Annotated in this window: 22 protein-coding genes and 1 riboswitch; of the genes, 8 read left to right on the top strand and 14 right to left on the bottom strand. The window is 70.6% G+C overall.

Annotated features, from left to right (window positions below; translation table 11 throughout):
* Window positions 1-7 precede the first annotated feature (7 nt).
* From cobM to cbiE, 3 genes are read right to left on the bottom strand one after another with little or no spacing between them, the layout of a single operon-like run.
* On the bottom strand, window positions 8-769 hold the full coding sequence (gene cobM / locus FZ033_RS03355) for a precorrin-4 C(11)-methyltransferase (RefSeq protein WP_149574754.1): 762 nt from the start codon (window positions 767-769) through the stop codon (window positions 8-10).
* Window positions 766-1,155 (bottom strand): cobalamin biosynthesis protein, encoded by a 390-nt coding sequence (locus FZ033_RS03350; RefSeq protein ID WP_149574753.1) that lies wholly within the window; start codon window positions 1,153-1,155, stop codon window positions 766-768. The genes cobM and FZ033_RS03350 overlap by 4 nt, the downstream gene beginning before the upstream one ends.
* Window positions 1,152-2,399 carry a precorrin-6y C5,15-methyltransferase (decarboxylating) subunit CbiE gene (cbiE, locus tag FZ033_RS03345; protein WP_149574752.1) on the bottom strand — a complete coding sequence of 416 codons (1,248 nt, stop codon included), beginning with the start codon at window positions 2,397-2,399 and terminating at the stop codon, window positions 1,152-1,154. Before cbiE ends, FZ033_RS03350 begins: the two co-directional genes overlap by 4 nt.
* A 37-nt stretch (window positions 2,400-2,436) precedes the next feature.
* Between cbiE and FZ033_RS03340 the strand changes: the two genes are divergently transcribed.
* A complete protein-coding gene (locus tag FZ033_RS03340) occupies window positions 2,437-3,312 on the top strand; it encodes a cobalt-precorrin-6A reductase (protein ID WP_149575048.1) in 876 nt (291 codons plus the stop codon).
* On the opposite strand, the gene FZ033_RS03335 is transcribed toward FZ033_RS03340, so the two are convergent.
* From FZ033_RS03335 to FZ033_RS03305, 7 genes are read right to left on the bottom strand one after another with little or no spacing between them, the layout of a single operon-like run.
* Window positions 3,207-4,055, bottom strand: coding sequence for a precorrin-3B C(17)-methyltransferase (locus FZ033_RS03335; RefSeq protein ID WP_149574751.1), 849 nt, complete (start codon window positions 4,053-4,055; stop codon window positions 3,207-3,209). The genes FZ033_RS03340 and FZ033_RS03335 overlap by 106 nt on opposite strands.
* Entirely contained in the window at window positions 4,052-4,777 is a 726-nt protein-coding gene (locus FZ033_RS03330; protein ID WP_149574750.1) for a precorrin-2 C(20)-methyltransferase, read from the bottom strand. The genes FZ033_RS03335 and FZ033_RS03330 overlap by 4 nt, the downstream gene beginning before the upstream one ends.
* Complete coding sequence (locus FZ033_RS03325) at window positions 4,774-5,409, bottom strand: precorrin-8X methylmutase (RefSeq protein ID WP_149574749.1); 636 nt, start codon at window positions 5,407-5,409, stop codon at window positions 4,774-4,776. The genes FZ033_RS03330 and FZ033_RS03325 overlap by 4 nt, the downstream gene beginning before the upstream one ends.
* A 13-nt stretch (window positions 5,410-5,422) precedes the next feature.
* Window positions 5,423-6,739 carry a precorrin-3B synthase gene (gene cobG, locus FZ033_RS03320; protein ID WP_149574748.1) on the bottom strand — a complete coding sequence of 439 codons (1,317 nt, stop codon included), beginning with the start codon at window positions 6,737-6,739 and terminating at the stop codon, window positions 5,423-5,425.
* Complete coding sequence (gene cobN, locus FZ033_RS03315; RefSeq protein ID WP_149574747.1) at window positions 6,736-10,101, bottom strand: cobaltochelatase subunit CobN; 3,366 nt, start codon at window positions 10,099-10,101, stop codon at window positions 6,736-6,738. Before cobN ends, cobG begins: the two co-directional genes overlap by 4 nt.
* Window positions 10,102-10,116: 15 nt before the next feature.
* Window positions 10,117-11,154, bottom strand: a complete 1,038-nt coding sequence (gene cobW, locus FZ033_RS03310) for a cobalamin biosynthesis protein CobW (RefSeq protein WP_188079313.1) — start codon at window positions 11,152-11,154, stop codon at window positions 10,117-10,119.
* The gene (locus tag FZ033_RS03305) at window positions 11,151-11,597 is read right to left on the bottom strand and encodes a DUF1636 family protein (RefSeq protein WP_188079283.1); all 447 of its coding nucleotides are present in this window, start codon (window positions 11,595-11,597) and stop codon (window positions 11,151-11,153) included. Before FZ033_RS03305 ends, cobW begins: the two co-directional genes overlap by 4 nt.
* Before the next feature lie 100 nt (window positions 11,598-11,697).
* A riboswitch (cobalamin riboswitch) is annotated at window positions 11,698-11,901 on the bottom strand.
* 147 nt (window positions 11,902-12,048) lie between these two features.
* Between FZ033_RS03305 and FZ033_RS03300 the strand changes: the two genes are divergently transcribed.
* Window positions 12,049-12,387, top strand: coding sequence for a hypothetical protein (locus FZ033_RS03300; RefSeq protein ID WP_149574745.1), 339 nt, complete (start codon window positions 12,049-12,051; stop codon window positions 12,385-12,387).
* A gap of 44 nt (window positions 12,388-12,431) precedes the next feature.
* Here the strand turns inward: FZ033_RS03300 and FZ033_RS03295 are convergent, their stop codons facing one another.
* Genes FZ033_RS03295 through uraH form a run of 3 tightly spaced genes read right to left on the bottom strand, consistent with a single transcriptional unit; the run spans window position 12,432 to window position 15,514 of the window.
* A complete protein-coding gene (locus FZ033_RS03295) occupies window positions 12,432-13,712 on the bottom strand; it encodes an allantoate amidohydrolase (RefSeq protein WP_149574744.1) in 1,281 nt (426 codons plus the stop codon).
* On the bottom strand, window positions 13,709-15,157 hold the full coding sequence (gene puuE, locus FZ033_RS03290; RefSeq protein WP_149574743.1) for an allantoinase PuuE: 1,449 nt from the start codon (window positions 15,155-15,157) through the stop codon (window positions 13,709-13,711). The genes FZ033_RS03295 and puuE overlap by 4 nt, the downstream gene beginning before the upstream one ends.
* 3 nt (window positions 15,158-15,160) lie before the next feature.
* Window positions 15,161-15,514: a hydroxyisourate hydrolase gene (gene uraH / locus FZ033_RS03285; protein ID WP_149574742.1), complete on the bottom strand. Its 354-nt coding sequence runs from the start codon at window positions 15,512-15,514 to the stop codon at window positions 15,161-15,163.
* A gap of 259 nt (window positions 15,515-15,773) precedes the next feature.
* On the opposite strand from uraH, the gene FZ033_RS03280 reads away from it, so the two are divergent.
* Window positions 15,774-17,165, top strand: a complete 1,392-nt coding sequence (locus tag FZ033_RS03280) for a nucleobase:cation symporter-2 family protein (protein ID WP_149574741.1) — start codon at window positions 15,774-15,776, stop codon at window positions 17,163-17,165.
* A gap of 61 nt (window positions 17,166-17,226) precedes the next feature.
* On the opposite strand, the gene FZ033_RS03275 is transcribed toward FZ033_RS03280, so the two are convergent.
* Window positions 17,227-18,183: a LysR family transcriptional regulator gene (locus tag FZ033_RS03275; protein ID WP_232847307.1), complete on the bottom strand. Its 957-nt coding sequence runs from the start codon at window positions 18,181-18,183 to the stop codon at window positions 17,227-17,229.
* A 162-nt stretch (window positions 18,184-18,345) separates the two neighbouring features.
* Here FZ033_RS03275 and FZ033_RS03270 point away from each other — a divergent pair, with 162 nt between their 5' ends.
* The 5 genes from FZ033_RS03270 (at window position 18,346) to FZ033_RS03250 (ending at window position 25,974) form a co-directional block, all read left to right on the top strand.
* A complete protein-coding gene (locus tag FZ033_RS03270) occupies window positions 18,346-19,569 on the top strand; it encodes a urate hydroxylase PuuD (protein ID WP_149574739.1) in 1,224 nt (407 codons plus the stop codon).
* A 115-nt stretch (window positions 19,570-19,684) separates the two neighbouring features.
* Complete coding sequence (locus tag FZ033_RS03265; RefSeq protein WP_149574738.1) at window positions 19,685-20,914, top strand: ArgE/DapE family deacylase; 1,230 nt, start codon at window positions 19,685-19,687, stop codon at window positions 20,912-20,914.
* Window positions 20,915-21,140: 226 nt separating this feature from the next.
* Window positions 21,141-23,642: a sensor histidine kinase gene (locus FZ033_RS03260; protein ID WP_149574737.1), complete on the top strand. Its 2,502-nt coding sequence runs from the start codon at window positions 21,141-21,143 to the stop codon at window positions 23,640-23,642.
* Complete coding sequence (gene tsaE, locus FZ033_RS03255) at window positions 23,639-25,210, top strand: tRNA (adenosine(37)-N6)-threonylcarbamoyltransferase complex ATPase subunit type 1 TsaE (protein ID WP_149574736.1); 1,572 nt, start codon at window positions 23,639-23,641, stop codon at window positions 25,208-25,210. The genes FZ033_RS03260 and tsaE overlap by 4 nt, the downstream gene beginning before the upstream one ends.
* Before the next feature lie 62 nt (window positions 25,211-25,272).
* Window positions 25,273-25,974, top strand: a complete 702-nt coding sequence (locus tag FZ033_RS03250) for a nucleotidyltransferase family protein (RefSeq protein WP_149575046.1) — start codon at window positions 25,273-25,275, stop codon at window positions 25,972-25,974.
* Window positions 25,975-25,976 lie beyond the last annotated feature (2 nt).

The raw sequence follows: 25,976 nt of genomic DNA, 5'->3' as shown, positions 1-25,976 counted from the left end.
CGGCCGCTCATTCCCCGCCCCCGCGAAAGCGGCGGACATAGGCGGTGTCGTAGAGCGCGCTCTCGCGGAAATCCTGCGCCGCCAATGCCCGCCCGACCAAAATGAGCGCCGTGCGCGGGATGGGATCGGCCTCAAGTTGGGCCGCGATGTCGCCAAGGGTGCCTGTGACGACCCGCCCGTCCGGCCAGGAGGCCTTGGACACCACCGCCACCGGGCAGTCGGCGCCGAGCACCGGCGTCAGTTCCGCCACCACCCGGTCGAGGGCGTGGATGGCGAGATGGATGGCGAGCGTCGCTCCCGTGGAGGCGAAGGCGGCAAGGTTCTCCGTTTCCGGCATGGCGGAGGCGCGGCCCGAGACGCGGGTGATGACGAGGCTCTGCGCCACCTCCGGCACGGTGAATTCCCGCTTCAGCAGTGCCGCCGCCGCCGCGAAGGCGGGCACGCCGGGCGTGAGCGTATAGGGGATGGAAAGCCGGTCGAGGCGGCGCATCTGCTCGGCCACCGCGCTATAGACCGAGAGGTCGCCGGAATGCAGCCGCGCCACATCCTCGCCGGCCTCGAAGGCGCGCACATATTCGGCCTCGATCCGGTCGAGATCGAGGGGGGCGGTGTCCACGATGCGGGCGCCGGGCGGGCAGTAGTCCAGCAGTTCGGGCGCCACGATGGAGCCGGCATAGAGGCAGACCGGGCAGCGGGCGATGAGATCGCGCCCGCGCACGGTGATGAGGTCCGCCGCGCCCGGTCCCGCGCCGATGAAATGAACGGTCACGCTTCTTCTTCCTCCCGCCGGGCTAGGGCGCAGGTGACGGGGCCGAGCGCGAGGCGCGGCCCCAGCAGGCGGGCTTTTGCTCCGGCGGCGGCCAGCGCCGCTGTTTCCGCCGCCGAGGGCACGCGCAATAATGCGATCACCCGCTCGGAGCGGGTCTTGGTGCGGTTGGAGGCGGCTTCAAGCTGGGTCTGCGGCACCAGCACCAACGGCAGGCCAAGCTTGGCCGCCGCCTCGCTGATGCCAGCCTCGCCCCCCTTCACCGCCGGCGCGGCGATGAGGGCCACGTCGTCCCGCGCCAGAGCCGCGCGCGCCAGGGCGGCGTCCAGGGCGGCCAGAACGTCGTCCACGCTTACCCCTCGCTTGGAGCCGATGCCGGCCACGATCATGCCCCGCCTCCCTCTGTCTCGGGCGGCTTGCCATAGCGCCACTGGGTGACCGGCATGGCGGGCCGCCAGCCGGTCATTCCCTTCACCGGCGAGGACCGCGCCAGCGCGATGCGCACCAGATCGCCGCCGAGCCGGGCATGGGCGGCGAGGAGTATCGCTTCCGTCTCCAGCGTCACCCCGTTTGCCACCAGCCGCCCGCCCGGCTTCAGCGCCGCGAGCGCCGCGTCGAACACGCCGGTCTCCGAGGCGCCGCCACCAAGGAAGATGACATCGGGCGGGGGCAGTCCGGCAAGGGCGCCGGGTGCCGCACCCTCTACGACTTTCAGATGCGGCACGCCGAGGCGCCCGGCATTGCGGGTGATGCGCGCCGCCCGTTCCGCATGCCCCTCGATGGCGATGGCACTGAGGGAGGGGTGCGCCAGCAGCCATTCGATGGCGATGGAGCCCGCCCCGGCGCCGATATCCCACAGCAATTCCCCCCGTCGTGGCGCGAGGGAGGACAGGGTGAGGGCGCGGATCTCGCGCTTGGTGATCTGGCCGTCATGCTCGAACAGGTCGTCGGCAAGGCCGCTGGCGAGGGGCAGGATGGGGGCGTCGGCGTCCGCCGCCACCTCCAGCGCCACCACGTTCAGAGCCGCCACGTCGGCGAGGGCGTAGGCATCGGCCCGCGTCTCGCGCACCCGCTCGAAGGGGCCGCCCAACGCCTCCAGCACCATGAGGCGCGAGGCGCCGCAGCCGTGGGCGGTGACGAAATCCGCCACCTGTCGCGGCCCATCTCCGTCCGAGGTGAGCAGGATGAGGCGCGCACCGTGCTGCAGGAAGGGCCGCAGCCGGGCCAGCGGCCGGCCGTGGAGGGAGACGAGGTCCGCCTCCTGCAACGCCCAGCCCAGCCGGGCGGCGGCCAGCGCGAAGGCGGAGGGCGCGGGAAAGGCGCGCATCTCGTCGGCCGGCACATGGCGGGCAAGGCTCGCGCCTACGCCATAGAGGAAGGGGTCGCCCGAGGCGAGGACGCACACCGCCCGCCCGCGTGCGGCGAGGACGCGGGCAAGGCTGAAGGGGCTGGGCCAGACCTGCGCCTTGCCGGTGACAAGCCCGCCCGCGAGTGCGAGGTGGCGCGCCCCGCCGAACACGATCTCGGCGGAGGAGATGGCGGCACGCGCGGCGGGGGAGAGGCCGTCCGCCCCATCCTCGCCGATGCCGACGATGGACAGCCAGCGCCCGGCTGGGGCACTTATGCCCGCCATGAGCGATCCCTCCGTCTCGACCCGCGCCGTTTCAGCCATGGTCCCGCGCATTCTTCTGCTCGGCGGCACCAGCGAGGCCAGCGCCCTCGCCAAGCGTCTTGCCGCCCGCGTTGCCGTGCGAACCCCGGACCATGCCGGTCTCGACGTAGTCCTGTCGCTGGCAGGGCGCACGGAACATCCCGCGCCCCAGCCGGTACCCGTGCGCGTCGGCGGCTTCGGCGGCGCGGCGGGCCTTGAAGACTATCTGAAGGCGGAGCGCATTGCCGCCGTCGTGGATGCCACCCATCCCTATGCCGCCCGCATGTCCTTCAATGCGGCGGAGGCCTGCGCTGCGGCGGGCGTGCCACTCCTCGCCCTGCGGCGCGGGCCGTGGATGCCCGTTGCCGGCGACCGGTGGCGGGAGGTGGCGGATGTGCCGGCGGCGGTGGCCGCGCTGGGGGATGCGCCGCGGCGGGTGTTCCTCGCCCTCGGGCGCAACGAGGTGCGCGCCTTCGATGCCGCACCGCAGCATGCCTATCTGGTGCGCAGCGTCGATCCTGTCGTCCCGCCGCTGGCGGTGCCTGAAGCCGAATATGTGCTCGGGCGCGGCCCGTTCGGCGAGGCCGACGACCACGCGCTGTTGAAGGCGCATCGCATCGACACCATCGTGGCCAAGAACAGCGGCGGCTCGGCTACCTACGGCAAAATGGCGGCGGCGCGTGCGCTGGGCATCGAGGTGCTGCTGATCGCGCGGCCCGCCATCCCCGTCTTGGCGGCGGTGGCGACCCCGGCGGAGGCCGAGGCGTGGCTGCTCGACCAGCTCGGCGCTCACGGGGCGGATTCCTCCACCGGAGACACGGAGTCCTCTTCCGCTCGCGGCGCGGACTCTTCACCCGCTCGCGGCGCGGGCCTGTCCGCCGAGCGGGGTGCGTAGACCAGGGGCGGCAGCCCGGGGCGCGGCACGATGCGGGTGTCGGCGGTGCCGATGATCACGCAGGTGGCCATGTCCGCCTGCGCCGGGTCGGCCTCGGCGAGGGTGGTAAGGGCGATGCGCTCGTCCTCGCGCCCCGCCGCGCGGCCGAACACCACCGGCACGCTGCCCGCAAGGCGCTCGCGCAGCAGCGCGAAGGCCCGCCCCAGCTGCCAAGGCCGCGCCCGGCTGATGGGATTGTAGAGGGCGATGACGAAGCCCGCCTCGGCCGCCAGCAGCAGGCGCTTTTCCACCAGCGCCCAGGGCTTCAGATTGTCGGAGAGGGAGAGGGCGCAGAAATCGTGGCCCAAAGGCGCCCCGCAGCGCGCGGCCACCGCCAGCATGGCGGTGACGCCGGGCACCACCTCGAAATCGAGGGCGCGCCAGGCGTCCGGCCCGTGCTCGATGGCCTCGCACACGGCGGCGGCCATGGCGAACACGCCGGGATCGCCCCCCGACACCATGGCGACCCGCGCGCCGGCAACTGCGGCGTCCAGCGCGGCCGAGGCGCGGGCGATCTCCTCGCGATTGTCGGACGGCCGGTGCTCCTGCCCCGGCCGCTCCGGCAGGCGGGCGAGATAGGGGGCGTAGCCGAAGACGAGGTCCGCCGCTTCCACCGCCGCCGCCGCCTCGGGCGTCATCTGCCGCGCCGCGCCGGGGCCAAGGCCCACCACGGTGATGCGCCCCAGCCTGTCGCCGGTGTTCATGCCGCGCGCTCCCAACCGGGCACCAGCACAATGGAGAAATAGGGCGCGCGCTCGTCCGCCCGCTCGGCCAAAGGCACCAGGGCGCAATCGGCCATGGTGCCGCGCTCCACATAGAGCGCCCGGTCGAGCCGGCCGGCGGCGGCCAGCGCCCGGCGGATCTTGGGCAGGTTGCGGCCCACCTTCATGATCACCGCCGCATCGGCCGTGGCGAGGCGGCGGGCCAGCTCCGCCTCATCCAGCGTGCCGGGCAGCACCATGAGCACGTCGTCGCCCTGGGCGATGGGCGCGCCTGCCTGCGACCAGCAGCCGGACATGCCGGTGACGCCGGGAATGACCTTGGTGGGGAAGCGCTGGGCGAGGCGCACATGCAGGTGCATGTAGGAGCCGTAGAACAGCGGGTCGCCCTCGCTCAGCACCGCCACGGTGCGTCCCGCCAGGATGTGCTCCGCCACCGTCGCCGCCGAGGCGTCGTAGAAGGCGCCGATGGCGGTGCGATAGGCGTCGTCGTGGCGGTGGATCTCGGTGGTGACGGGATAGAGCAGGGGCAGTTCCACCGTGTCCGGGCGGAAGTGCGCCTGGGCGATGGTGCGGGCGTGGCTGACGTTCCCGGCCTTGGCGAAATAGCCCACCACGTCGGCGCCGGCGATGGCCTTCACCGCCTTGAGGGTCATGAGATCGGGGTCGCCGGGGCCGACGCCCACGCCGATGAGCTGGCCCTTCATAGTCCGGCCCTCGCCAGCGCGTTGACGGCGGCCGAGGTGATGGCGCTGCCGCCGAGCCGCCCGCGCACGATGGCGAACGGCACGCCGCGCGGATCCGCCGCCAGCGCATCCTTGGATTCCGCCGCGCCCACGAAGCCCACCGGCATGCCGAGGATGGCGGCGGGGCGGGGCGCGCCCTTGTCCAGCATTTCCAGCAGGTGGAAGAGGGCGGTGGGCGCATTGCCGATGGCGACCACCGCGCCGCCGAGCTGCTCGCGCCACAATTCCAGCGCCGCGGCCGAGCGGGTGGTACCGAGCTGTTCGGCCAGCGCCGGCACGGCGGGATCGCGCAGGGTGCAGACCACCTCGTTATTGGCAGGCAGGCGGGCGCGGGTGATGCCGTGGGCCACCATCTGCGCATCGCACAGGATGGGTGCGCCGGTTTCCAGTGCCGCGCGGGCGGCGGCCACCACGCCGGGGCCGAACACGAAATCGCGCGCCGCCTCCACCAGCCCGCAGGCGTGGATCATGCGCACCGCCACGTCCTCCTCCTCGGGGGAGAAGCGCGACAGGTCCGCCTCGGTGCGGATGATGGCGAACGAGCGCTCGTAGATGGCGGTGCCGTCGCGCACGTAATCGAAGGGAAGGGTCATGCTGCGCGGCTCGTCACGTCTTCACCATCCGTCTGTCGTTTCCTTCGCGCGGCCACAGGCCCGCCGGTAAACCTGCCTCTTGCATCCGGGCCAGAAGCCCGCGTCCCGTCTCGCCGGGCGCACGGGGCGTGGCGGCAAGGGTTGCGAGCGTCGCCGCCAGGACGTCGACCGGGACGGCCGGTCCGCGCGCCCCGGACGGTGCGCCCTCATGCACCAGAGCGATCCCGTCGTCCATGCCCACGAAGGTGAGGGTTGCCGGAGCGGGATGGGCACAGCCCTTGGCGCAGGCGGAAAGATGTACCGTCACGGTGCCGTCCAGCAGCGGCGCGAGGGCTTCCGCCACGCCGGGCGCGAGGTCCCGCGCCGGGAAATGGGCGCAGACGCAGGCCGGCGCACCGGGGCAGGCCGCCACGAAGGCGCGGGGGTCGTCGGGGGCCACCAGGCAGCCGAGCCGCCGGGCTTCCGTTGTGAATGCGTGGGCGCCATCTGCGTCGAGCCCGGTGGCGAGGAGCACCCGCTCGGTCGCCGGCCGAAGGTCGCGCGCGCCGGCGGCCTCGGCGGCGTCCCCGAGAGCCGCGAACAGTGCCGCCGCGCCGGCGCCGAAGGGCAGGCCGATGCCGCAGGCGAAGCGGCCATGGGGGAGGGGGAAGGTGCCCAGCGGGGCAGGGGCCTTGTCCGGATTGTCCCGTGTGGTGCCCGGCAGGGCGGCGCATCCCGGCAAGTCGGTGGCGCGGGCGCGGCGGCCGAGGGCGGCGATCTGGGACAAGGCGTCGAGGGCAAGGGCCGCTGCATTCTGCTCCGCCAGCAATTTCGGCGCGCCGCCGCCGATGGTGACGGACCACGTCAAATCCGCACCGGAGCGCATGGCGATGAGGCGCACATCCGCCTTCTGGCCGCCAAGGCCGATGGCGCCGCCGCCATCGATGACCACGGACACCTTCGGCCCCAGCTTCCCCGCAAGTCCAGCCACTCCCTCCCGGATGCATCGGGCGAGGGGGCGTGCGTCGGCAACCTCGCGAGGATCGAGTCCCGAGAGCGGGGAAATGTCGATGGCGAGGCCGAGGCGCGGTGTGATCCCGAGTGCCAGCACCGCATCCTGAAGCGGGGTCACCGTTTGCGCCGTCAGCCCGCGCACCTGGAGGCTGCCGCGGGCGGTGATCTCCATCATGGCGTTGCCGAAGGCCGTGGCCGCGCGGGCAAGGCCGCGCAACTGGTCGGGGGAGATCGCCCCTTCCGCCGGCACGAGGCGCAGGATGAGGCCGTCGCCGGTTTCCATGGGGGCGAGGAAGGCCGGGCAGGCGCCCCGGCGCGCGGGCGGGCGCGGGCTCATTCCGCCGCCTCCTTCGGTACGGTTACTTGCGCCTCGGCAGCCTCGGCGAGGAGTGCGTCGAGATCGGCGTCGAGGGCGTTGCGGCGGCTGTGCCACAGGCCGCGGCGGCGCGCATCGGCGAAGCGGCGGGCCATGGCGCGGGCGGCTGCGGGGTTCTGGTCGAGGAGGAAGGCGCGCACGGACGGCTCCGCCAGATAGGCGGCATGGAGCCGGTCCAGCAGGGCGCTCGCCACCTCCTGCGTGGTCTCGGCGAAGGCGACGAGGCGGTCCACGGTCTCTGCCAGCTCAGCAGCCCCGCGCGGACCGTGGCGCATCTGCCCGGCGATGAAGGTGGCCGAGACGCGCCCGTGCACCAGCCGCGCCAGCGCTTCGGAGAGGGGGCGGGCGCGGGGGCGGTCGGGGTCGGTGGTGTCGAGCACTACCAGATGCGCCTTGCGCCCCAGTGCTGCGCCGGCGGCCGCGAAGCCGCCCATGAAGGCGGCATCCTCGCTGCCGTCCAAGAGGTCGCGGGCGGCATCATCCGCGCCGTGGATGAGGGCGTCGGCAGTGGCGATCCGCCCGGCGAAGGCGCCGGGGGCGGGGCGGGCGACGCCATCCGCTCCGCCATAGGCGTGGGAGGCGGCGGCAAGATAGGCATGGCCCAGCTCGGCGCGATCCTCGAAGGCGCCGCGCTGGAGCTGCGCCTCGATGCCCGCGCCATAGGCCCCCGGCGCCGAGCCGAACAGGCGGGAGAGGTCCTCGCCCCGGCGGCGGGCGGCGGCGAGCGGGTTCTCGGCGTCGTCCTCGTCCCGCGCGGCCACGGCGCGCACGGCGGCATCCAGAAGCGCGATCTGGGCCGGGAAGATGTCGCGGAACAGGCCGGAGATGCGGAAGGTCACGTCGATGCGCGGGCGCCCAAGCACGGCGGGCGGCAGCACCTCGATGCCGGTGACGCGGCCGCTCGCCGCCTCCCAAATGGGCCGGCAGCCGAGGAAGGCGAGGCCCTGGGCGATCTCCTCGCCGCCGGTGCGCAGGGAGGCGCTGCCCCACAGGTCCAGCACCAGCGCGCGGGGCCAGTCGCCGTGTTCCTGCAGCAGCAGGCGCAGGGCTTCGTCCGCCGCCTTGCGGGCGAGGTCGCAGGCGGTGGGGGTGGGCAGGGTGCGCGGATCGGCGGTGTAGAGGTTGCGCCCGGTGGGCAAAACGTCCCGCCGCCCCCGCGCCGGCGCCCCGGCGGGACCGGCCGACACGAAGCGGCCGTCGAGGGCATCGAGCAGCGCGCGGGTCTCGGCGCCGGCCGAGGCGATGCGGGCGGGGTCGGCCTCGTCCTGCGGCACATGGCCGAAGATGTGGAGGCCGTCCTTCACCGCGAGGTCTTTGAGGTCGCACAGCCAGGCATCGATGCGGCGCAGGGCCTCGTCGGGGTCTGTGGCGGTGGTGACGCCGGCGGTGGCGGCGAGGCCGGTGTCGCCGGCGGTCTCCACGATGAGCTGGGCAAGGCGCTCGCGGCGGCGGCGGTCGAGGCCGTCCGCCTGGGCATATTCGTCCACCAGCCGCTCGAGCTTCTGCTCGGCCTCCGAAAGGCCGGCGGCGGCCAGCGGCGGCGGCAGGTGGCCGACGGTGACGGCGGCGAGCCGTCGCTTGGCCTGCGCCGCCTCGCCAGGATTGGAGACGATGAAGGGATAGACCACCGGCAGCGCGCCCATGACCAGCTGCGGGAAGCAGGCCGGTGTCAGCGCTACGGCCTTTCCCGGCAGCCATTCCAGCGTGCCGTGGGCGCCGAGATGGATCACGGCGTGGGCGTCCAGCCCCTCGCGCAGCCACAGGCCGAAGGCGATGAGGGCATGGCGCGGCGGCAGGGCGGCATCGTGATAATCCGCCCGCCGGTCGAGCGCCGCGCCGCGATCAGGCGCGAAGGCGAGGGTGAGGGCACCGAAGCGGGCGAGGCGGAAGTGGAAGGTGCCGTCCTTCAGGTCCGCATCCGTTTCGGGCGGACCCCATGCGGCAAGCACGGCCTCGCGCGCGGCCTGCGGCAGGCGGTCGAAGGCGCGGCGATAGGCATCGAGGGACAGGGCCGGAGCGGGGGCGATGGCGGCGAGCAGCGCCTTGGCATCGGCCGGCGCCGGGCCGGTGGCGTAGCCGGCATCGCCCAATGTCGCGATGAGGCGGCGCGCGCTTTCCGGCACATCGAGGCCGACCGCATAGCCGGAGCGGCCTTCGGCGCCGGGATAGTCGGGCAGGATCAGCGCCAGCCGTCGCTCCGCGCGGGGCGTGGCGGTGAGGCGTACGAGGCCGGCGACGCGATCCGCCACATGGGCGACCTGGTCCGGCTCCGGCCGGTTGATGGCGGCGGCGAAGGCAAGGTCCGCATCGGCCGGGGCGAAGTCCTTGAAGGACAGGGTTCCGGCGAGCACCCGTCCGTCCAGCTCCGGCAGCACCACATGCATGGCGAGGTCGGCGGCCGAAAGCCCGCGCGGGCTGCCCGCCCAGGCAGCGCGGGCGGTGGTGGCGGGGGCGGCCTGAAGCACCGGCGGCCCTCCGGCCGGGAACAGCTCCGCCGCATCCCCCGCCGCAAACGCGGTGGTGGTGACGATCACCGCCGGCTTGAGCACGGCCAGCGCATCGCGCACGGCGGCGCGGGCTTCGGGCGCCTTCAGGCTTGGCACGAACAGGGGCACGGCGACGATGCCACGCGCCTCAAGGGCGGCGGCCAGCGCATCGATGGCGGCGGCGTCTGCCGCGAGCCATTGGGAGCGGTAGAACAGGATGAGCGCGCTGGGGCGCCCGTCCGCCTGCGCGGCGGCTCCGGCCGCCTGCGGTTCCGTCAGCCCCGCGCCGGGGCGATAGAAGGCGGTGGCGGGAACGGGGCGCGGCGGCGCGATCCCGGAGGGCGCGGCGAAGCCGGCCGTCACGGCCATGCGGGCGAGCAGGGCGCCCATGTTGTCCGGCCCGCCGCCGCGGAAATAGGCCAGCCACTGGGCCAGGTCGTCCGCCGGCACCGTGGAGAGGGCGGCGAGGCGCGGGTCGTCCTGGTCCTCCCCCGGCAGCAGCGCGAGGGGGATGCCGCGGGATCGGGCGAGGGCGGACAATTGCTCGGCGCCGTAGCGCCACCAGTCGAGGCCGCCGAGCTGGCGCACCAGTACCACTTTGGCGTGGCGCGCCACCTTCTCCACCCACAAATCCACCGACATAGGATGGGTGAGGTCCTTCAGCCGGGCGAGGCGCAGGCTGGGCAGCGCGTCCCGCCGTGCCCGCCAGGCGGCGGACAGGGCCAAGAGGTCGCTGTCAGTGAACGACAGCGCCACCATGTCGCCGGGCGGCTGGGCGAGATCGACCGGCTCGGCCAGATCCTCCAGCGTCGTCGATGTGGTGGCGAGGATGTGCATGGGGTCTGGTTCGCCTCAGCCGAGGATGGCCCGCTCCACCGCCGCGCGGTCGAAGCCCTTGAGGCCGATCACCACCAGCGCCCCGCGCCGTTCCTCGGCGGCGCCCCACGGCCGGTCGAAATGGTGCGACACCCGCGGCCCCACCCCCTGCACCAGCAGCCGCATGGGCTTGCCGGCGACCGCCGCGAAGCCCTTCACGCGCAGCACGTCCGGGGTCTCGGCCGCCGCGACCACGCGGGCGGCGAGGGCGGTGGGATCGGCGATCTCGGGGAGCTGGAGCACGATGCTCTCGAACTCGTCGTGGTCGTGGTCTTCCTCGTCGTCGTGATGGGTGCGGCGGGCGTCGATCTCATCTTCCACGCCGATGCCGAGGCCCAGCAGCACGGCGATATCCACCTTGCCGGCGGTGGCGCGCACCAGCTTCACCGCGCGGGGCAGGCTCTGCGCCACCACCCGCTCGGCGATGGCGAAGCCGGCGTCGTCGAGCAGGTCGCTCTTGGAAAGGATGACGAGGTCGGCGCAGGCGATCTGGTCCTCGAACACCTCTTCCACCGGGTCGTCATGGTCGAGGCTTGTGTCTTCCGCGCGCTGGGCGGCCAGCGCCGAGAGGTCCGGCGCCACCCGCCCTTCGGCGAGGGCGGGACCGTCCACCACGGCCACCACCCCGTCCACCGTCACCCGGCTCTTGATGGCCGGCCACTGGAAGGCCTGCACCAGCGGCTTGGGCAAGGCGAGGCCGGAGGTTTCGATGAGGATGTGGTCCACGCGCGGGGTGCGCGACAGGATCTGATCCAGCGCCGGCACGAAATCGTCGGCGACCGTGCAGCACAGGCAGCCGTTGGCCAGTTCCACGATGGTGTCCTCGGAGCAGCTCTCGATGCCGCAGCCCTTCAAGATCTCGCCGTCGATGCCCACGTCGCCGAACTCGTTGACGATCACCGCGAGGCGCTTGCCGCCGGCATTTTCCAGCACATGGCGGATGAGTGTCGTCTTCCCCGCGCCGAGGAAGCCGGTGACGATGGTGCAGGGCACGCGGGCGAGCGAGGTCATCAGGGCTCCTTGGGAAGAGACAAAGGCGGGATGCGGGCGACCATGCCGCGCTTCAGGCTGTCGGGCCGTCCGCGCCAGGGCATGAGGCCGTCGCCAGAGGACGCCAGCAGCGCCGCGCCGGCGATGAGGTCCGGGGCGGCGCCGGCGGCAAGGTCGCCGAACACATAGGTCCAGCCGTCGCGGCGGACCATGGCTGCGGAGAGGGATCGCTTGCAATTGGCGAGGCAGCGCACGCCTTGCACCGAGACGCCATCCGGCAACTGCGCCGCCGCGGCGGCTTCGGCGAGGGCCGCGCCATCGACGGGGGATGCACCTTCGCCGGTGCTGCGGCAGGTGGTGCAGATGAAGACGGTCACGGCCGAAACATCGCCGGGCACGGCGGCCGCCGCGTCATGCGCGCAGGGCGTCGTTCCGGCGGGGGGCTCCGCCGTGGCATCGCCGGTCATGTCGGCAGGTTCGCCGCGCTCCACTATAAATATCCACGGGTGCGCGGGCCGCCCACGAGAAGCGGGCTTGAAAGGGACGCAAACCGGAGCACCCCGCCCGGCGCGGACCTTGTCGAAGGCAGGTCTCCTGGCTCGCGGATCAGCGCCCCTGCCGCCTTCCCGGCGCCTTGCGGCACCAGTGGCATCTGGCAGGGGCTCACCGCTTACAGTTGCGGGGGCAGCCGCGGCATTGGGAGACACCTCCCGCACCGCATTCCCTTTTGCGCCCGTGTCGGACCACGGGACCTTCGACTGGGGCACTAAAGGCAGGGCGGGGGCGAATGTCAAATGGGGCGGGGCCTCGGCAAGAAAAGAGGTTCGCGTACCAGGGGCAGTCTAATAGGGGTGTTGGCGGCCGGGGCCGCCTGCGCTTTCATGGTGGATCACGAAAGGTCAGCGCGGAGGGAAGCTGTTGGGCGAGCGGGCGCGCATACCGGTTCCCCCGGAATGGCGGACATTCCTCAGGGCCTATTGGCTGCGGAACCTGGAGCAACCGTTTGATGAGGACCTCTGGCTGACGCGGGCGCTGAAGTGGCTCACGCCTGCGGAACGGCGCGCGTTGGCTGCCTTCCTCGATACCGTGCTCGCGCGTAACCTTCCGCGCACGGAATTGATCCGGGTCTGGAACAACCACTGCAACGAATGGAAGATCGGGGATTCGGGCAGGCCGCACCTGTTCTTCATCGCCATCCGCGACAGGGCGCTTCAGGTCGGCGGCAGCGGCCGCAACAGGCACACGCCCGGCATGTGAAACGCGCGGACCTGACGCCCGGTCCCGGCTTTCCAAACCCCGCCTCACACCTCCCCGGCGGTCTTCAGCAGAAACGCGTGCAGCGCTTGGGCGGCGAGGCCGATGTCGGCGGGGGAGGCATATTCGCGCGGGTTGTGGCTGCCGTTCTGCGAGCGCACGAACAGCATGGCCATGGGCATGATGCCCCGGAACACCATGGCGTCGTGACCGGCGCCGGAGGGCAGGCGCAGCACCGGCAGGCCGAGGCCCTCCACGACTTCAGCCATGCGCTCCTTCAAGGCGCCGTGGCAGGGCGCGGCCGGCACCTCGTGGCCGATGTCCAGGACGGCGCGCACGCCGCGCCGCGCGGCGATCTCGTCGATGGCCGCGCGGATGTCCGCGACGGCGCGCTGGCGCAGGTCGTCGGAGAGGGTGCGCACGTCGAGGGAGAACTGCACCTCGCCCGGCACCACGTTCACGGCGCTGCCGGCGATGATCATGGTGCCCACGGTAGTCACCAGGGCATCCGCATCGGCCCGGCCACGGGCTTCCACGGCGAGGATCATCTCGGCGGCGGCGGCCAGCGCGTCGTGGCGCATGGGCATGGGCAGGGTGCCGGAATGGCCGGCCTCGCCGCGCACGCGGATATGGCCGCGCGAGGCCCCGGCGATGCCGGTGACGATGCCGAGCGGCGCCCCCGCCGCCTCCAGCACCGGCCCCTGCTCGATATGCACTTCCACATAGCCGATCATGTCCGCCGGATCGCGCCGGCATTCGGAGACACGCTCTGCCGGCGCCCCGAACGAGCGCAGCGCCTCGGCGCGGGAGATGCCCTGCTGGTCCACATCCTCAAGGCTCTTGGGATCGAAGATGCCCGCCATGGCCTTGGACGAGGTGAGGGTGGAGAGGAAGCGCACGCCCTCTTCATCCGCGAAGGCCGCGACCTCGATAGCGAACGGCAGGCGCAGGCCTTGCGTGTTCAGGGCTTCCACCGCCGCGATGGCGGTGAGCACGCCCAGATTGCCGTCATAGATGCCGGCGTTGCGCACCGTGTCGATGTGCGAGCCGATGAGCAGGGTCTTGGCATTGGCCCGGTCCGCCGCATAGCGCCCGACGATGGTGCCGGTGGCGTCCATGTGGACCTGGGTGAGGCCGGCCTCGCGCATCCAGTGCGACACCTGCGCCGCCGCCCGCTTGTGGGACGGCGTGAGGGAGAGGCGGGTCAGTTCGCCCGGCACGTCCGAGAAGGCGGCAAGCTCCTTCAGGCGGGCGGTGATGGCATTGCCGTCGAGGGGGGCGAGGGAGGGGGCGGGGGCTGGTTGGGGCACGGGGAAGACCTTGTTCATGCGGCCTCCGGGAGCATCTGGTCCAGCCGGAGCCGGGCGATGCGCTCGATCTGTGTGAGGGCCTCGTTGACCTCCTGGTCGCGATCATGGGCGAGCCGGCGCTCGAAGGCGTCGAGAATTTCGCCCTTGGAGCGGCCGCGAATGGCCATGATGAAGACGAAGCCGAACTTTGCCACGTAGGCGTCATTGAGGGCGGTGAAGCGGGCCTTCTCCTCCGCCGTCAGCCGGTCGAGGCCGGCGGAGGCCTGCTCGGCGGTGGATTCGGCGGTCAGCAGCTTGGCTTCGGCGAGCTTGCCGGCAAGGTCCGGATGGGCATGGATGACCCCCATCTGCTTCTCGATGGGGGCGGCGCGCAGCACGGCGGCCAGGGCGGCGTGAAGGCCGGCGGCGGTGTCCTCCTGAGGGGTAAGCCCCTTGTCGAACGCACCTTCCGCGATCCAGGGCGAGTGCTCGAACACGCCGCCGAACCGCTCCACGAACAGGCCGCGCGGCATGAAGGTGGGCCGGTAGCCGCCAGCGGGGGGATGGGTGGCGATCCAGTGCCGGGCGATATCCACGCGCCGGGCCACCCACACCTTCTCATGGCCGGCGATGTAGTCGAGGAAGCGGGCCAGCGCCTGGGCGCGGCCGGGCCGGCCGGCGAGGCGGGGGTGGAGGCCCACTGACATCATCTTCGGCGCGCGCTCGCCCTCGGCATAGAGCAGGTCGAAGCTGTCCTTCAGATAGTCGAAGAAATCCGTGCCGGTGCCGAAGCCCGCCGCCACCGAGAAGCGCATGTCGTTGGCGTCCAGCGTGTAGGGCACCACCAGTTGCGGGCCCTTGGCACTCTCGATCCAGTAGGGCAGCTCATCCGCATAGCTGTCGGCGGCATAGAGGAAGCCACCTTCCTCCATCACCAAGGGCACCGTGTGCTCGGCTGAGCGGCCCTGGTAGAAGCCGAGGGGTCGGGAGCCGGTGACCTCCGTGTGGATGCGGATCGCCTCCTCGATGTGCTCGCGCTCGGCGTCGCGGGTGAAGTCCTTGTATTCGAGCCATTTGTAGCCGTGGCTCGCAATCTCCCAGTCGGCCTCCTTCATGGCGGCGACGGCATCCGGATTGCGGGCCAGCGCCGTGGCGACGCCATAGACCGTGACCGGCATGGCGCGCTCGGTGAACAGGCGGTGCAGCCGCCAGAAGCCCACCCGCGCGCCGTATTCGTAGATGGATTCCATGTTCATGTGCCGCTGGCGGGGCCAGGGCTGGGCGCCGATGATCTCGGACAGGAAGGCTTCCGAGGCATTGTCGCCGTGGAGGACGGAATTCTCGCCGCCCTCCTCGTAATTCACCACGAACTGGACCGCGATGCGTGCCTCTCCCGGCCAGCGCGCATGGGGCGGAGTGCGCCCGTAGCCGATGAGGTCGCGCGGGTAGGGCCGGCCGGTGATGGGATCGTTGGGCACGGACATTCCTCAGGAACCCCGATAGGTGGAGTAGCTCCACGGGGAGCACAGCAGCGGCACATGATAGTGCCCGTCCTCCGCCAGCGAGAAGCGTAGCGGCACCACGTCGAGGAAGGGCGGATCGGACGCCGGCGCGCCGGTGGCGCGGAAATGCGCGCCGATGTGGAACTGAAGCTCGTAGGTGCCGGCCTTGAACTCATCACCCGCGAGCAGGGGCGTGTCGGTACGCCCATCCGCATTGGTCCGGCGCTCGGTCAGGAGCGTGCGCGAGCCATCCGGCGCCAGACGGTAAAGTTCAACCGCGACATTGGCCGCCGGACCACCGGCGACGGTGTCGAGTACGTGGGTGGACAGGCGCCCCATTTTTCCCTCGCAGGCCTTGCGGTCAAAAGATCCGCTGCAGGGCAGCATAACCCGGTCTTGAGCGATCCATTTCCCAAAAATATTGGAAGATCTTCCGATTAACCAACGGTTTTCACGGCGCGCGATTTGATCTTTCATTAGGCATGCCGATACGTTGGGCAGACCCGCCGGACCGGTACCCGCGCCGCACGCAAAGATGGCGCCAATAAACGAAAACGCCCTTCCGCACCTGACCCGACTTCCTTTCCAGGGGGACCTCATGTCCGAAGCCGTTCATCCCGTAGACGAAATACTTCCAGCGCCAAAACTCGCCGTGCTCGGCCTCCAGCATGTGCTTGTCATGTATGCCGGCGCCGTGGCGGTGCCGCTCATCATCGGCCGCGCCCTGAAGCTGCCGCCCCAGGATGTTGCCTTCCTCATCAGCGCCGATCTGTTCGCCTGCGGCCTCGCGACCTTGGCTCAGTGCCTCGGCTTCCTCGGCGTCGGCATACGCCTGCCGGTGATGATGGGCGTCACCTTCGCCTCGGTCGGCCCCATGCTCTCCATGGCGGCGAGCCCCGAGATCGGCCTTCTGGGCATCTACGGCTCGGTGATCGCGGCGGGCATCTTTGGCATCATCGTCGCGCCCTTCGTCTCGCGGCTGTTGCCCTTGTTCCCGCCGGTGGTGACCGGCACCATCATTCTCATCATCGGCATCTCGCTGATGCGGGTGGGCATCAACTGGGCCGGTGGCGGCATTCCATTCCTGACCCAGACCATCGACGGCAAGGTGGTGCAGGTGGCCAATCCCAATTACGGCCAGCTCCAGGGCCTCGGCATTTCGCTGTTCGTGATGCTGGTGGTGCTCGGCCTGATCAAGTGGGGCAAGGGCTTCCTTGCCAATGTGGCGGTACTGCTCGGCATCATCGCCGGCGCGGTGCTGGCGACCTTCCTCGGCATCATGCATTTCGAGAAGGTGGCGGCGGCGTCCTGGTTCGACGTGATCCTGCCGTTCCACTTCGGCATGCCCACTTTCCACCTCGTGCCCATCATCACCATGTGCATCGTGATGATCGTGGTGATGATCGAGTCGGTGGGCATGTTCCTCGCGCTGTCGGACATCACCGGCAAGCCGGTGGACCAGAAGGCGCTCACCAAGGGCCTGCGCGCCGACGGCGTCGGCACCTTCCTCGGCGGCATCTTCAACACCTTCCCCTACACCTCCTTCTCGCAGAACGTGGGCCTCGTCGGCGTCACCGGCGTGCGCTCGCGCTGGGTGACGGTGACGGGCGGCGCCATCATGCTCGGCCTCGGCCTGCTGCCGAAGATGGCGGCTCTGGTGGAGGCGGTGCCCCAGGTGGTGCTGGGCGGCGCGGGCCTCGTCATGTTCGGCATGGTGGCGGCCACCGGGGCGCGTATCCTCACCGGCGTCGATTTCAAGACCAACCGCTTCAACCTGTTCATCGTCGCGGTGTCGGTGGGCTTCGGCATGATCCCGCTGGTCTCGCCCAACTTCTTCAAGAACCTGCCGCACGAGCTGCATCCGCTGCTGGAGAGCGGCATCCTGCTCTGCGCCATCGTTGCCGTGCTGCTCAACGTCTTCTTCAACGGCGTGAAGCAGACCTCCACCGAGGAGATCGTCGCGGCGGCCAAGCAGGCCGAGGCCCACTGAGGCGGGGCAGGAGAGGGGAGCGGCGCAAGGATGAACGCGGAACCTGGACTTGGGTTTGCGTTCAGGCGGACAGCCGCTCCCCGATCTTCCCCAACTCCTGGGCAATGTAGCGGCGGCCCTGGTCCACCAGCATGTCGGCGAAGGCCTTCACCTTCAACGGCACCAACTGGCGGGCGGGGTAGAGCACAGCGAGGGTCGCGGGCTTGGGTGGGTGCGCCCGAAGCACCGGCACCAAGCGGCCCTCGGCGAGCGCATCTGCCACCTCGAAGCGGGGCTTCACCACGATGCCCCGCCCCTCCAGCGCCCAGACGGTGAGCACATCGCCGTCGTCGGCCTCCAGACGCCCGGTGACCGGAACGGCGAGGTCGCGGCCCTCGTCGGTCAGCATCCAGCGCAGTTCCCGAAGGCTCGCAAATCTCAGGAGCAGGCATTGGTGGGACAACAGATCCTGCGGGCGCAGCGGCACTCCCGCCCGCTCCAGATAGGCCGGGGAGGCGCACAGGATGCGTTCCACCTGCGCTACCTTACGCATGATCATGCTGGAATCCTCAAAGGTGGCGAGGCGCAGCGCCACGTCGATGGATTCGGCGATGAGGTCGAGGGTGTGCTCGCTGAGACGCAGGCGCACGTCGATCTCCGGGTGCGCCTCCTGGTAGCGCGCCGAAACCTGCGCCACCAGGCGCCGGCCGAGATGGAGCGGGGCGGTCACCCTGAGCGCGCCGCGGGGCAGGGCGCCCAGCTCGGACACATTGCTCTCCGCCGCGTCGATGATGCGGAGCGCGTCCGTGATGGCCTCGTAGTAGACGCGGCCCTGCTCGGTCAGGCTCATGCGGCGGGTGGTGCGGTTGAACAGCCGGCAGCCCAGGTGTTTCTCCAGCATCTGGATGCGGTGGCTCACCACATTGGCGGACAGGCGCAGCCGCCTCGCGGCTTCCGAGAAGCTCTCGCTCTCCACCGACATGGTGAAGGCCTTCATATTGTCGAGCACGATGCCGCGTCCCTTGACCTGAATCTTCACAACGATAAGCACGCGGGACGGCGGGGCCAATGGCGCCGCAAGATCCCGGATCAACAATCACATAAGAGACCGCGTCATCCGATGGGCTTGCGGTGCAAGCTCACCGGCGCGGGCTCCGAAGGAAATGCCCCTTCGCCTTCCAGCTACGGGACCTGAACGGACATGGAACCTATCCTTCACGAGTGGGGCAGCCTGTTGCTGCGCTGGACGCACATCATCGCCGGCATGGCGTGGATCGGCTCGTCCTTTTATTTCATGCATCTCGACGCCAGCCTGAAGGCGACCCCCGACATTCCCGCCGGCAAGGGCGGCGAGGCCTGGGAGGTGCATGGCGGCGGCTTCTACCAGGTGAAGAAGTATCTGGTGGCCCCGAGCTTCCTGCCCGAGGAACTGGGCTGGCACAAGTGGCAGTCCTACGCCACCTGGCTCACCGGATTTTTCCTGCTGATCTGGATCTATTACTACAAGTCGTCGATCTATCTCATCGATCCGGCGGTGATGAACCTGAAGCCGTTTGTCGCCTTCGTTATCGGCATGGGCGGACTGGCCTTGGGGTGGGTCGCCTATGACCAGCTGTGCCGTTCCAGGCTCGGCAACAATCCCATGGCGGTGGGCGTCATCGTGTTCGTCGGCGTGGTGCTGGCGGCCTACCTGTTCCAGCAGGTGTTCTCGGCCCGGGCGGCCTTCATCCATACCGGCGCGCTCATGGCCACCATCATGAGCGGCAACGTCTTCTTCGTCATCATCCCCAACCAGCACAAGGTGGTGGCGGCGCTGAAGGCGGGGCAGGTTCCAGACCCTTATTATGGCAAGACCGCGAAGCTGCGGTCGGGGCACAACAATTATTTCACGCTGCCCGTCGTCTTCCTGATGATCTCCAACCACTATCCGCTCACCTATTCCACGCCCTATGCCTATGTCATCGTGGCGCTGTCCCTCGTGGTGGGGACGGTGATCCGCTATTACTACAACGAGCGACACGCCGGGCGCGGCGACAAGGCGTGGTGCTGGCTGGTGGCGGCGGTGTGCCTCATCCTCGCCATCGCCATCTCGGCCACTACGACCCCCATGGGCCGCACCGCCCTCGGCCTGCCGCCGCTGGTGAGCGTGGCCTATGCGCGGAGCGGGCCGCCGGTGGAGGTGCCGGACGACGTGGCCAACATCGTCATGGGCCGCTGCTCCATGTGCCACGCGTCCGAGCCGCTCTACGAGGGCATCGTCATCGCCCCGCGCGGGGTGCTGCTGGATACGCCGGAGCACATCGCCCGCAACCGCGACCTCATCGTGGTGCAGGCCGGCCTCACCCACGCCATGCCGCCCAACAACATCACCGAGCTGTCGCAGGAAGACCGCGAGGTGCTGAAGGCCTGGGGGGCGGGCAAGTAAGGTCGATCCCCCGTCTCGGGATGGCCGGAGCACGCACGCGGGTTCTGGCCATCCCGCCTTGTCGTTTGCGTCGAAAGCGCAAATAAAAACATCTGTAAAATCGAAGGAAAGCCCCATGACGACCCCCGACGCCGACACCCTGCGCCACCTCATCGCCGAGCGCGCCGACGCGCAGCACGCGTTCCTGGCGGAGCTGGTGAAGGTGCCGTCCGATAACCCTCCGGGCGATTGCGCGCCCCACGCCGCCCGCGCCGCCGATCTGCTGGAAGGGCTCGGCCATGTGGTGGAACGCCATGTGGTCCCGGCCGACCGGGTGAAGGCGGCGGGCATGATCTCGGTGACCAACCTCATCGTGCGCCATCGCTTCGGAGACGGGCCGGTGATCGCCCTCAATGCCCATGGCGACGTGGTGCCCCCCGGCGAGGGCTGGACCAAGGATCCCTTCGGCGCCGAGGTGGTGGACGGGCGCATGTATGGCCGCGGCGTCGCCGTCTCCAAGTCGGACTTCGCCACCTATGCCTTCGCCCTCGATGCGCTGAAGCGCTCGGGCCTGCCGCTCAAGGGCACGGTGGAGCTGCATTTTACCTATGACGAGGAGATCGGCGGCGAGGTGGGGCCGGGCTGGATCCTCGAACAGGGCATCACCAAGCCGGATTATGCCGTCTCCGCCGGCTTCACCTATGGCGTGGTGGTGGGCCACAACGGCTGCCTGCACCTGGAGGTGGAGGTGAACGGCAAGTCGGCCCATGCGGCGCTGCCCTTCACCGGCATCGACGCGCTGGAGGCGGCCAACCACATCCTCACCGCGCTCTATGCCTATCGCGGCACGCTGAAGGACAAGGTGTCCGAGGTCGCGGGCATCGGCTCGCCGCAGCTGACGGTGGGCCTCATCTCCGGCGGCATCAACACCAATGTGGTGCCGGATCGCGTCACTTTCCGCCTCGACCGGCGGATCGTGCCCGACGAGAACCCGGAGGTGGTGGAGGCCGAAGTGCGTAAGGTGATCGCCGATGCCGCCTCAGCCTTCCCCAAGGCGCGGGTGGAGGTGCGGCGCATCCTGCTGGCGCGGCCGCTGGTGCCCAGCGAGGGGACGAAGGTGCTGTCGTCGGTGCTGTGCCGGAATGCCTCGGCGGTGACTGGCGAGACGGTGAAAGAAACCGGCGTTCCCATCTACACGGACGCGCGGCTCTATGCCGAGGCGGGCGTGCCGGTGGTGCTTTACGGCGCTGGCCCCCACACCATCGAGGAGGCCAACGGCCATCGGGCGGACGAGAACCTGCTCCTGTCCGACCTCGACAAGGCGACCCTGGTCATCGCCCTCACCCTGCGCGACCTTCTGGCGTAGGGGCAAACGGGGAGGAGCGAGGGCGGCGCATGTGCCCCGCCTGGCCTTCTCCCTCTCCTGCTTGTGGAAGACGTGTCTTCCCCGCCAGACGGGACGATGTGCCTGTGTGCTGTGGCCGACGCGCCCTTCAACGTCCGCTGCCCCTTCGGTAGACTGGCGCGAGTGATTCGCGGGGCGCCGGAGGAAGCTGCGGCGCCTGTCGGGCAGGGGAAGGACACCGGGGCGAATGGCGGACCGCATCCGGACCAGCGGCGTTCCGCGCCAAAGGCGCGGGCGTGAGCAAGGCGGCGCTCGCCTGACGGCGGGGCTGCGCCGGTTCTCCTTGCCGGGTGGTGTGGTCGGTCGTGCCTGCGCCGGCCTCGCCGCACTCTTCCTCTCATCCACCCTGTTCGTGAGCCCGGCTGCCGCCGGCTGGGAGGCTGCCTCGACCGCGGCCGGCGCCCTGTGGCCGGTGGCGGGGCTTGCCGCCGCCGCCATCGCCGGCCTTGCCGCCCTGCGCAGCCATCGCGTGGTGAAGCACCTGCGGGGCCGGATCGAAGCCGCCGAGCGCGCCGCCGCCGATGCCGCAGCCTCCGCCGCCCGCGCCCGCGCCGAGGCCCAGGCCTGCCGCGTCCTTTTGTGCGATGGCGCCCCGGCCTTCCTGCTGTGGACGGGCCGGGAGGCGCCGGCCGACCTGTTCGGCCGCACCCCCGAAACGCTCCGCGCGGAACTCGGACACTCAGCGCCCGCCTTCGAAACCGCGCTCGCCCGCCTGAGGGCGGAAGACGGCAGTTTCTCCCAGACGCTGGACACGCCGACAGGGCCGCTGCACCTCGACGGCAAGAGCCGTTCGGGCGCCGGCATCCTGCTGCTGGCGCCGGCAACAGGGGCCACCTCCGGGCATGAGGCCGGGCCGGTGGCATCCGGCCTTGCCGTCTTGCTCGACGCGGCGCCTTCCCCCGCCTGGCTGCGCGGGGCGGATGGCGCGCTGTCTTATGTGAATCCTGCCTTCGTGGCGGCGGTGGGCGCCGCCACGGCGGAGGAGGCGCGCGCGCAGGGCCTCGACCTCCTCGACGGCAAGACCCGCGCCGCCGCCGCGAGCGCGGAAGGCACGGACGGGCATTTCCGCCAGCGGGTGAAGGCTGTCACCAAGGGCCAGCGGCGGCAGATGGAGGTGGTGGAGGTGGCCGGCGCTTTCGGCACCGCCGGCATCGCCATCGACGTGACCTCCGAGGAGGACGCGCGGGCGGAGATGAAGCAGGCGGTCGCTGCCCATCGCCGCACTCTTGACCAGCTGACCACGGCGGTGGCCATCTTCGGCGCCGACGAGCGCCTCGTGTTCCATAATGCCGCCTATGAGCGGTTGTTCGACCTCTCCCCCGCCTTCCTCGACCAGCACCCGCCGGAAGGCGAGATCCTGGAAGACCTGCGTACCCGTCGCAAGGTGCCGGAGCAGGCGGATTTCCGCGGCTGGCGCGCCCAGTTGCGCGAGGCCTACCGGGCCATCGAGCCGGTGAATGACTGGTGGCACCTGCCCGGCGGGCAGATGCTGCGGGTGGTGGTCACGCCCAATGCGGAGGGCGGCGTCACCTATCTGTTCGACGATCTCTCCGAGCATGTGGCGCTGGAGAGTCGCTACAATAATCTCATCCGCATCCAGGGCGAGACCCTGGACGGGCTGGCGGAAGCGGTGGCCGTGTTCGGCTCGGACGGGCGGCTCAACCTCTACAACCACGCCTTCCTCGGCCTGTGGTCGCTGGAGGCCCGTGCGCTGGGCGAGCGGCCGCATGTGGATGCGGTGGCGGCCCTGTGCCGGCCGCTCCATGGCGAGACCTCGGCCTTCGCCCGCATCCGCCACGCGGTGACCACCATCGGCCCGCGCGAGGCGGTGACCTTGCGCATCGAGCGCCCGGACGGCCGGGTGCTGGACGGTGCCACCCAGCCGCTGCCGGACGGCGGCACCATGGTGACCTTCCGCGATGTCACCGACAGCGTGAAGGTGGAGCGGGCGCTGATCGAGCGCGCCGAGGCGCTGGAGGCGGCGGACAAGCTGAAGAACGCCTTCGTCGGCCACGTCTCCTACCACCTGCGCACGCCCCTCAACACACTCCTAGGCTATGCCGACATGCTGCGGGATGGGCTCGCCGGCCCGCTCAATACCCGCCAGCAGGACTATCTGGAGCACATGCGCCAGTCCTCCGACCAGCTGCGCGCGCTGATCGACGACATCCTCGACCTCGCCTCCATCGATGCCGGGGCCATGGAGCTGGACCTGTCCGACGTGGACGTGGGGGAGACCGTGCTCGGCGTGGCGGAGGCAGTGCGCGATCCGGTGGCGGAGGCGGGGCTGAACCTTGCCGTCAGCGTCGGTCCGGACGCCGGCCATTTCGTCGCCGACGGGCGGCGGGTGCGGCAGATCCTGTTCAATCTTTTGTCCAACGCCATCGCCGTCTCGCCCGCCGGTGGCACGGTAAGCCTCGGCGTGGTGCGGCGCGACGGCGCGCTGGTCTTCACCGTGCGGGACGAGGGGCCGGGCGTGCCCACCGAGGTGGCCGACACCCTGTTCGAGCGCTTCGAGAGCCGCAGCGCCGGCCCGCGACATCGCGGGGTGGGGCTGGGCCTTGCCATCGTGCGCTCCTTCATGACCCTCCATGGCGGCTCCGTCACCGTGGCGCCGGCCGCCAAAGGCACCATCGCCACCTGCATCTTTCCCTTGTCCGGCGAAGGCCGGAGAGAGGCCGCCGAATGAGCCTCGTGATCGAACGCCTTGCCGGCCAGCCCGTCGCCTGCCGTGTCGTACTCCGGGATCTCGCGGCGACGGCCCGCCTCGCCGGCTGGCTCTCCACCTGGTTCGGGCCGAAGGACACCATCACCCTCACCGGCGACCTCGGCGCGGGCAAGACCGAGTTCGCCCGCGCCCTCGTCCGCGCCTTCGCGGAAGACGCCGGCGTGGACGTGCCGAGCCCCACCTTCCCGATCCTCATCTCCTATGATTTTCCCCGCGGCCGGGTGGTGCATGCCGACCTCTACCGCATCATCGAGACAGACGAGCTGGACGAGCTGGGCTGGGACGAGCTGCGCGAGAATGCGCTGTTGCTGGTGGAATGGCCGGACCGGGCGGATGACCGCCTGCCTGCCGACCGCCTCGACGTGGAGCTGTTCCATGCGGCGGGCACCGATTTCGGCGCGGGGCTTGGGCCGGAGGCGCGGGTGGCGATCCTCACCGGGCATGGCAGCGTCGGCGCCCGGCTCGACCGCTTCCAGATCGCCGACGGCCTGATCGAGCAGAGCGGGTTCGCTACCGCCGAGCGGGTATTCCTGCAGGGCGATGCCTCTAGCCGCTCCTATACCCGCCTCGTGGCGCCCGGCCGCTCCGCCATCCTGATGAACGCGCCGCGCCAGCCGGACGGGCCGCCCCTGCGCCGGGGCCTGCCCTACAGCCAGCTGGTGCATCTGGCCGAGGACGTGAAGCCCTTCGTGGCCATGGACCGGGCCTTGCTGGCGCAGGGCCTGTCGGCGCCGCTACTGTATTCCGCGGACCTCGATGCGGGCCTCCTTGTGCTGGAGGACCTGGGGCGGGAGGGCGTCGTTGCCGGCACGCCGGCCGCGCCAGTTCCCGAGCGCTACCATGCGGCCATGGAGGTGCTTGCCGCCCTCCACACCCGCAACCTGCCGCGCACGCTGAATGTGGCGCCCCGGGTGGAGCGGGCGCTGCCCACCTATGACGTGGCGGCGATGCTCACCGAGATCGACCTGATGCTGGACTGGTACCTGCCGGCCCGCGGCATCCGGCTCGACGGCGTGGTGCGAGAGGAATTCCACCTGCTCTGGCGCAGCGCGCTGAACCCCGTGCTGGCCGAGCCGCCCACCTGGGTGCTGCGCGACTATCATTCCCCCAACCTCATCTGGCTGCCGGAGCGGGAGGGGCTGCGCAAGGTGGGCCTGATCGATTTTCAGGATGCGGTGATGGGGCCGGCCGCCTATGACGTGGTCTCGCTGGCGCAGGACGCGCGGGTGGACGTGCCGGAAGGGCTGGAGCTGCAACTGGTGAGCCACTACGTGAAGCTGCGGCGCGAGGCCGATCCCACCTTCGACGTGCGCGGCTTCGCGCGGTCCTATGCGCTCATGGGCGCGCAGCGGGCGTCCAAGATCCTCGGCATCTTCACCCGGCTGAATGATCGCGACGGCAAGCCGCACTACCTGCGCCACCTGTCGCGCATCCGCCGCCATCTTGCCCGCTGCCTCAGCCATCAGGATCTGGGCTCGCTCCGGTCGTGGTACGAGGCGGTGCTGCCATCCAAGGATTTCGCCGCGTGACGGACAACGGACAGGCCGGGCATTCGACGGCCCAGATTTCCGACAACCGGATTTCCACCGCAATGGTGCTCGCTGCCGGGATGGGCACGCGCATGCGCCCGCTCACCGACACGAGGCCCAAGCCGCTGGTGGAGGTCTACGGCCGCCCGCTCATCGATCACGTGCTCGGCCGCGTGGCCGATGCCGGCATCCCCCGCGCGGTGGTCAACCTGCACCACCACGCCGACATGCTGGAGGCGCATCTGAAGGCCCGGGGCGGGCCGCCGCAGGTCGTGCTGTCCGACGAGCGGGGCCAGTTGCTGGAGACCGGCGGCGGCGTGCGCAAGGCGCTGCCGCTTCTGGGCCCGGACCCGTTCCTCGCCATCAATTCGGACACCATCTGGATCGAGGGCATGCGGCCGAACCTGGTGCGGCTGATGGAGCATTTCGATCCGGAGCGGATGGATGCGCTGCTGCTCCTTGCCTCGGCCGCCCATTCCATCGGCTATGACGGCATGGGCGATTTCCAGATGGACAAGCTCGGCCGGCTGTCGCGCCGGGCCGAGCGTACGGTCGTGCCGTTCGTCTATGCCGGCGCCGCTATCCTGAAGCCGGAGCTGTTTGAGGGCACGCCGGACGGCGCCTTCTCCCTCAACCGCATCTTCGACAAGGCCGCCGAGGCCGATCGCCTTTTCGGCCTGCGCCTCGACGGCATCTGGATGCATGTGGGCACGCCCGATGCCATCGCCCTCGCTGAGGAAGCGATCCAGCGGTCCAGCGACTAAGG

Source organism: Xanthobacter oligotrophicus, assembly GCF_008364685.1.
Classification (GTDB): Bacteria; Pseudomonadota; Alphaproteobacteria; order Rhizobiales; family Xanthobacteraceae; genus Xanthobacter; species Xanthobacter oligotrophicus.
This window is presented reverse-complemented; position numbering and strand designations above follow the sequence as displayed.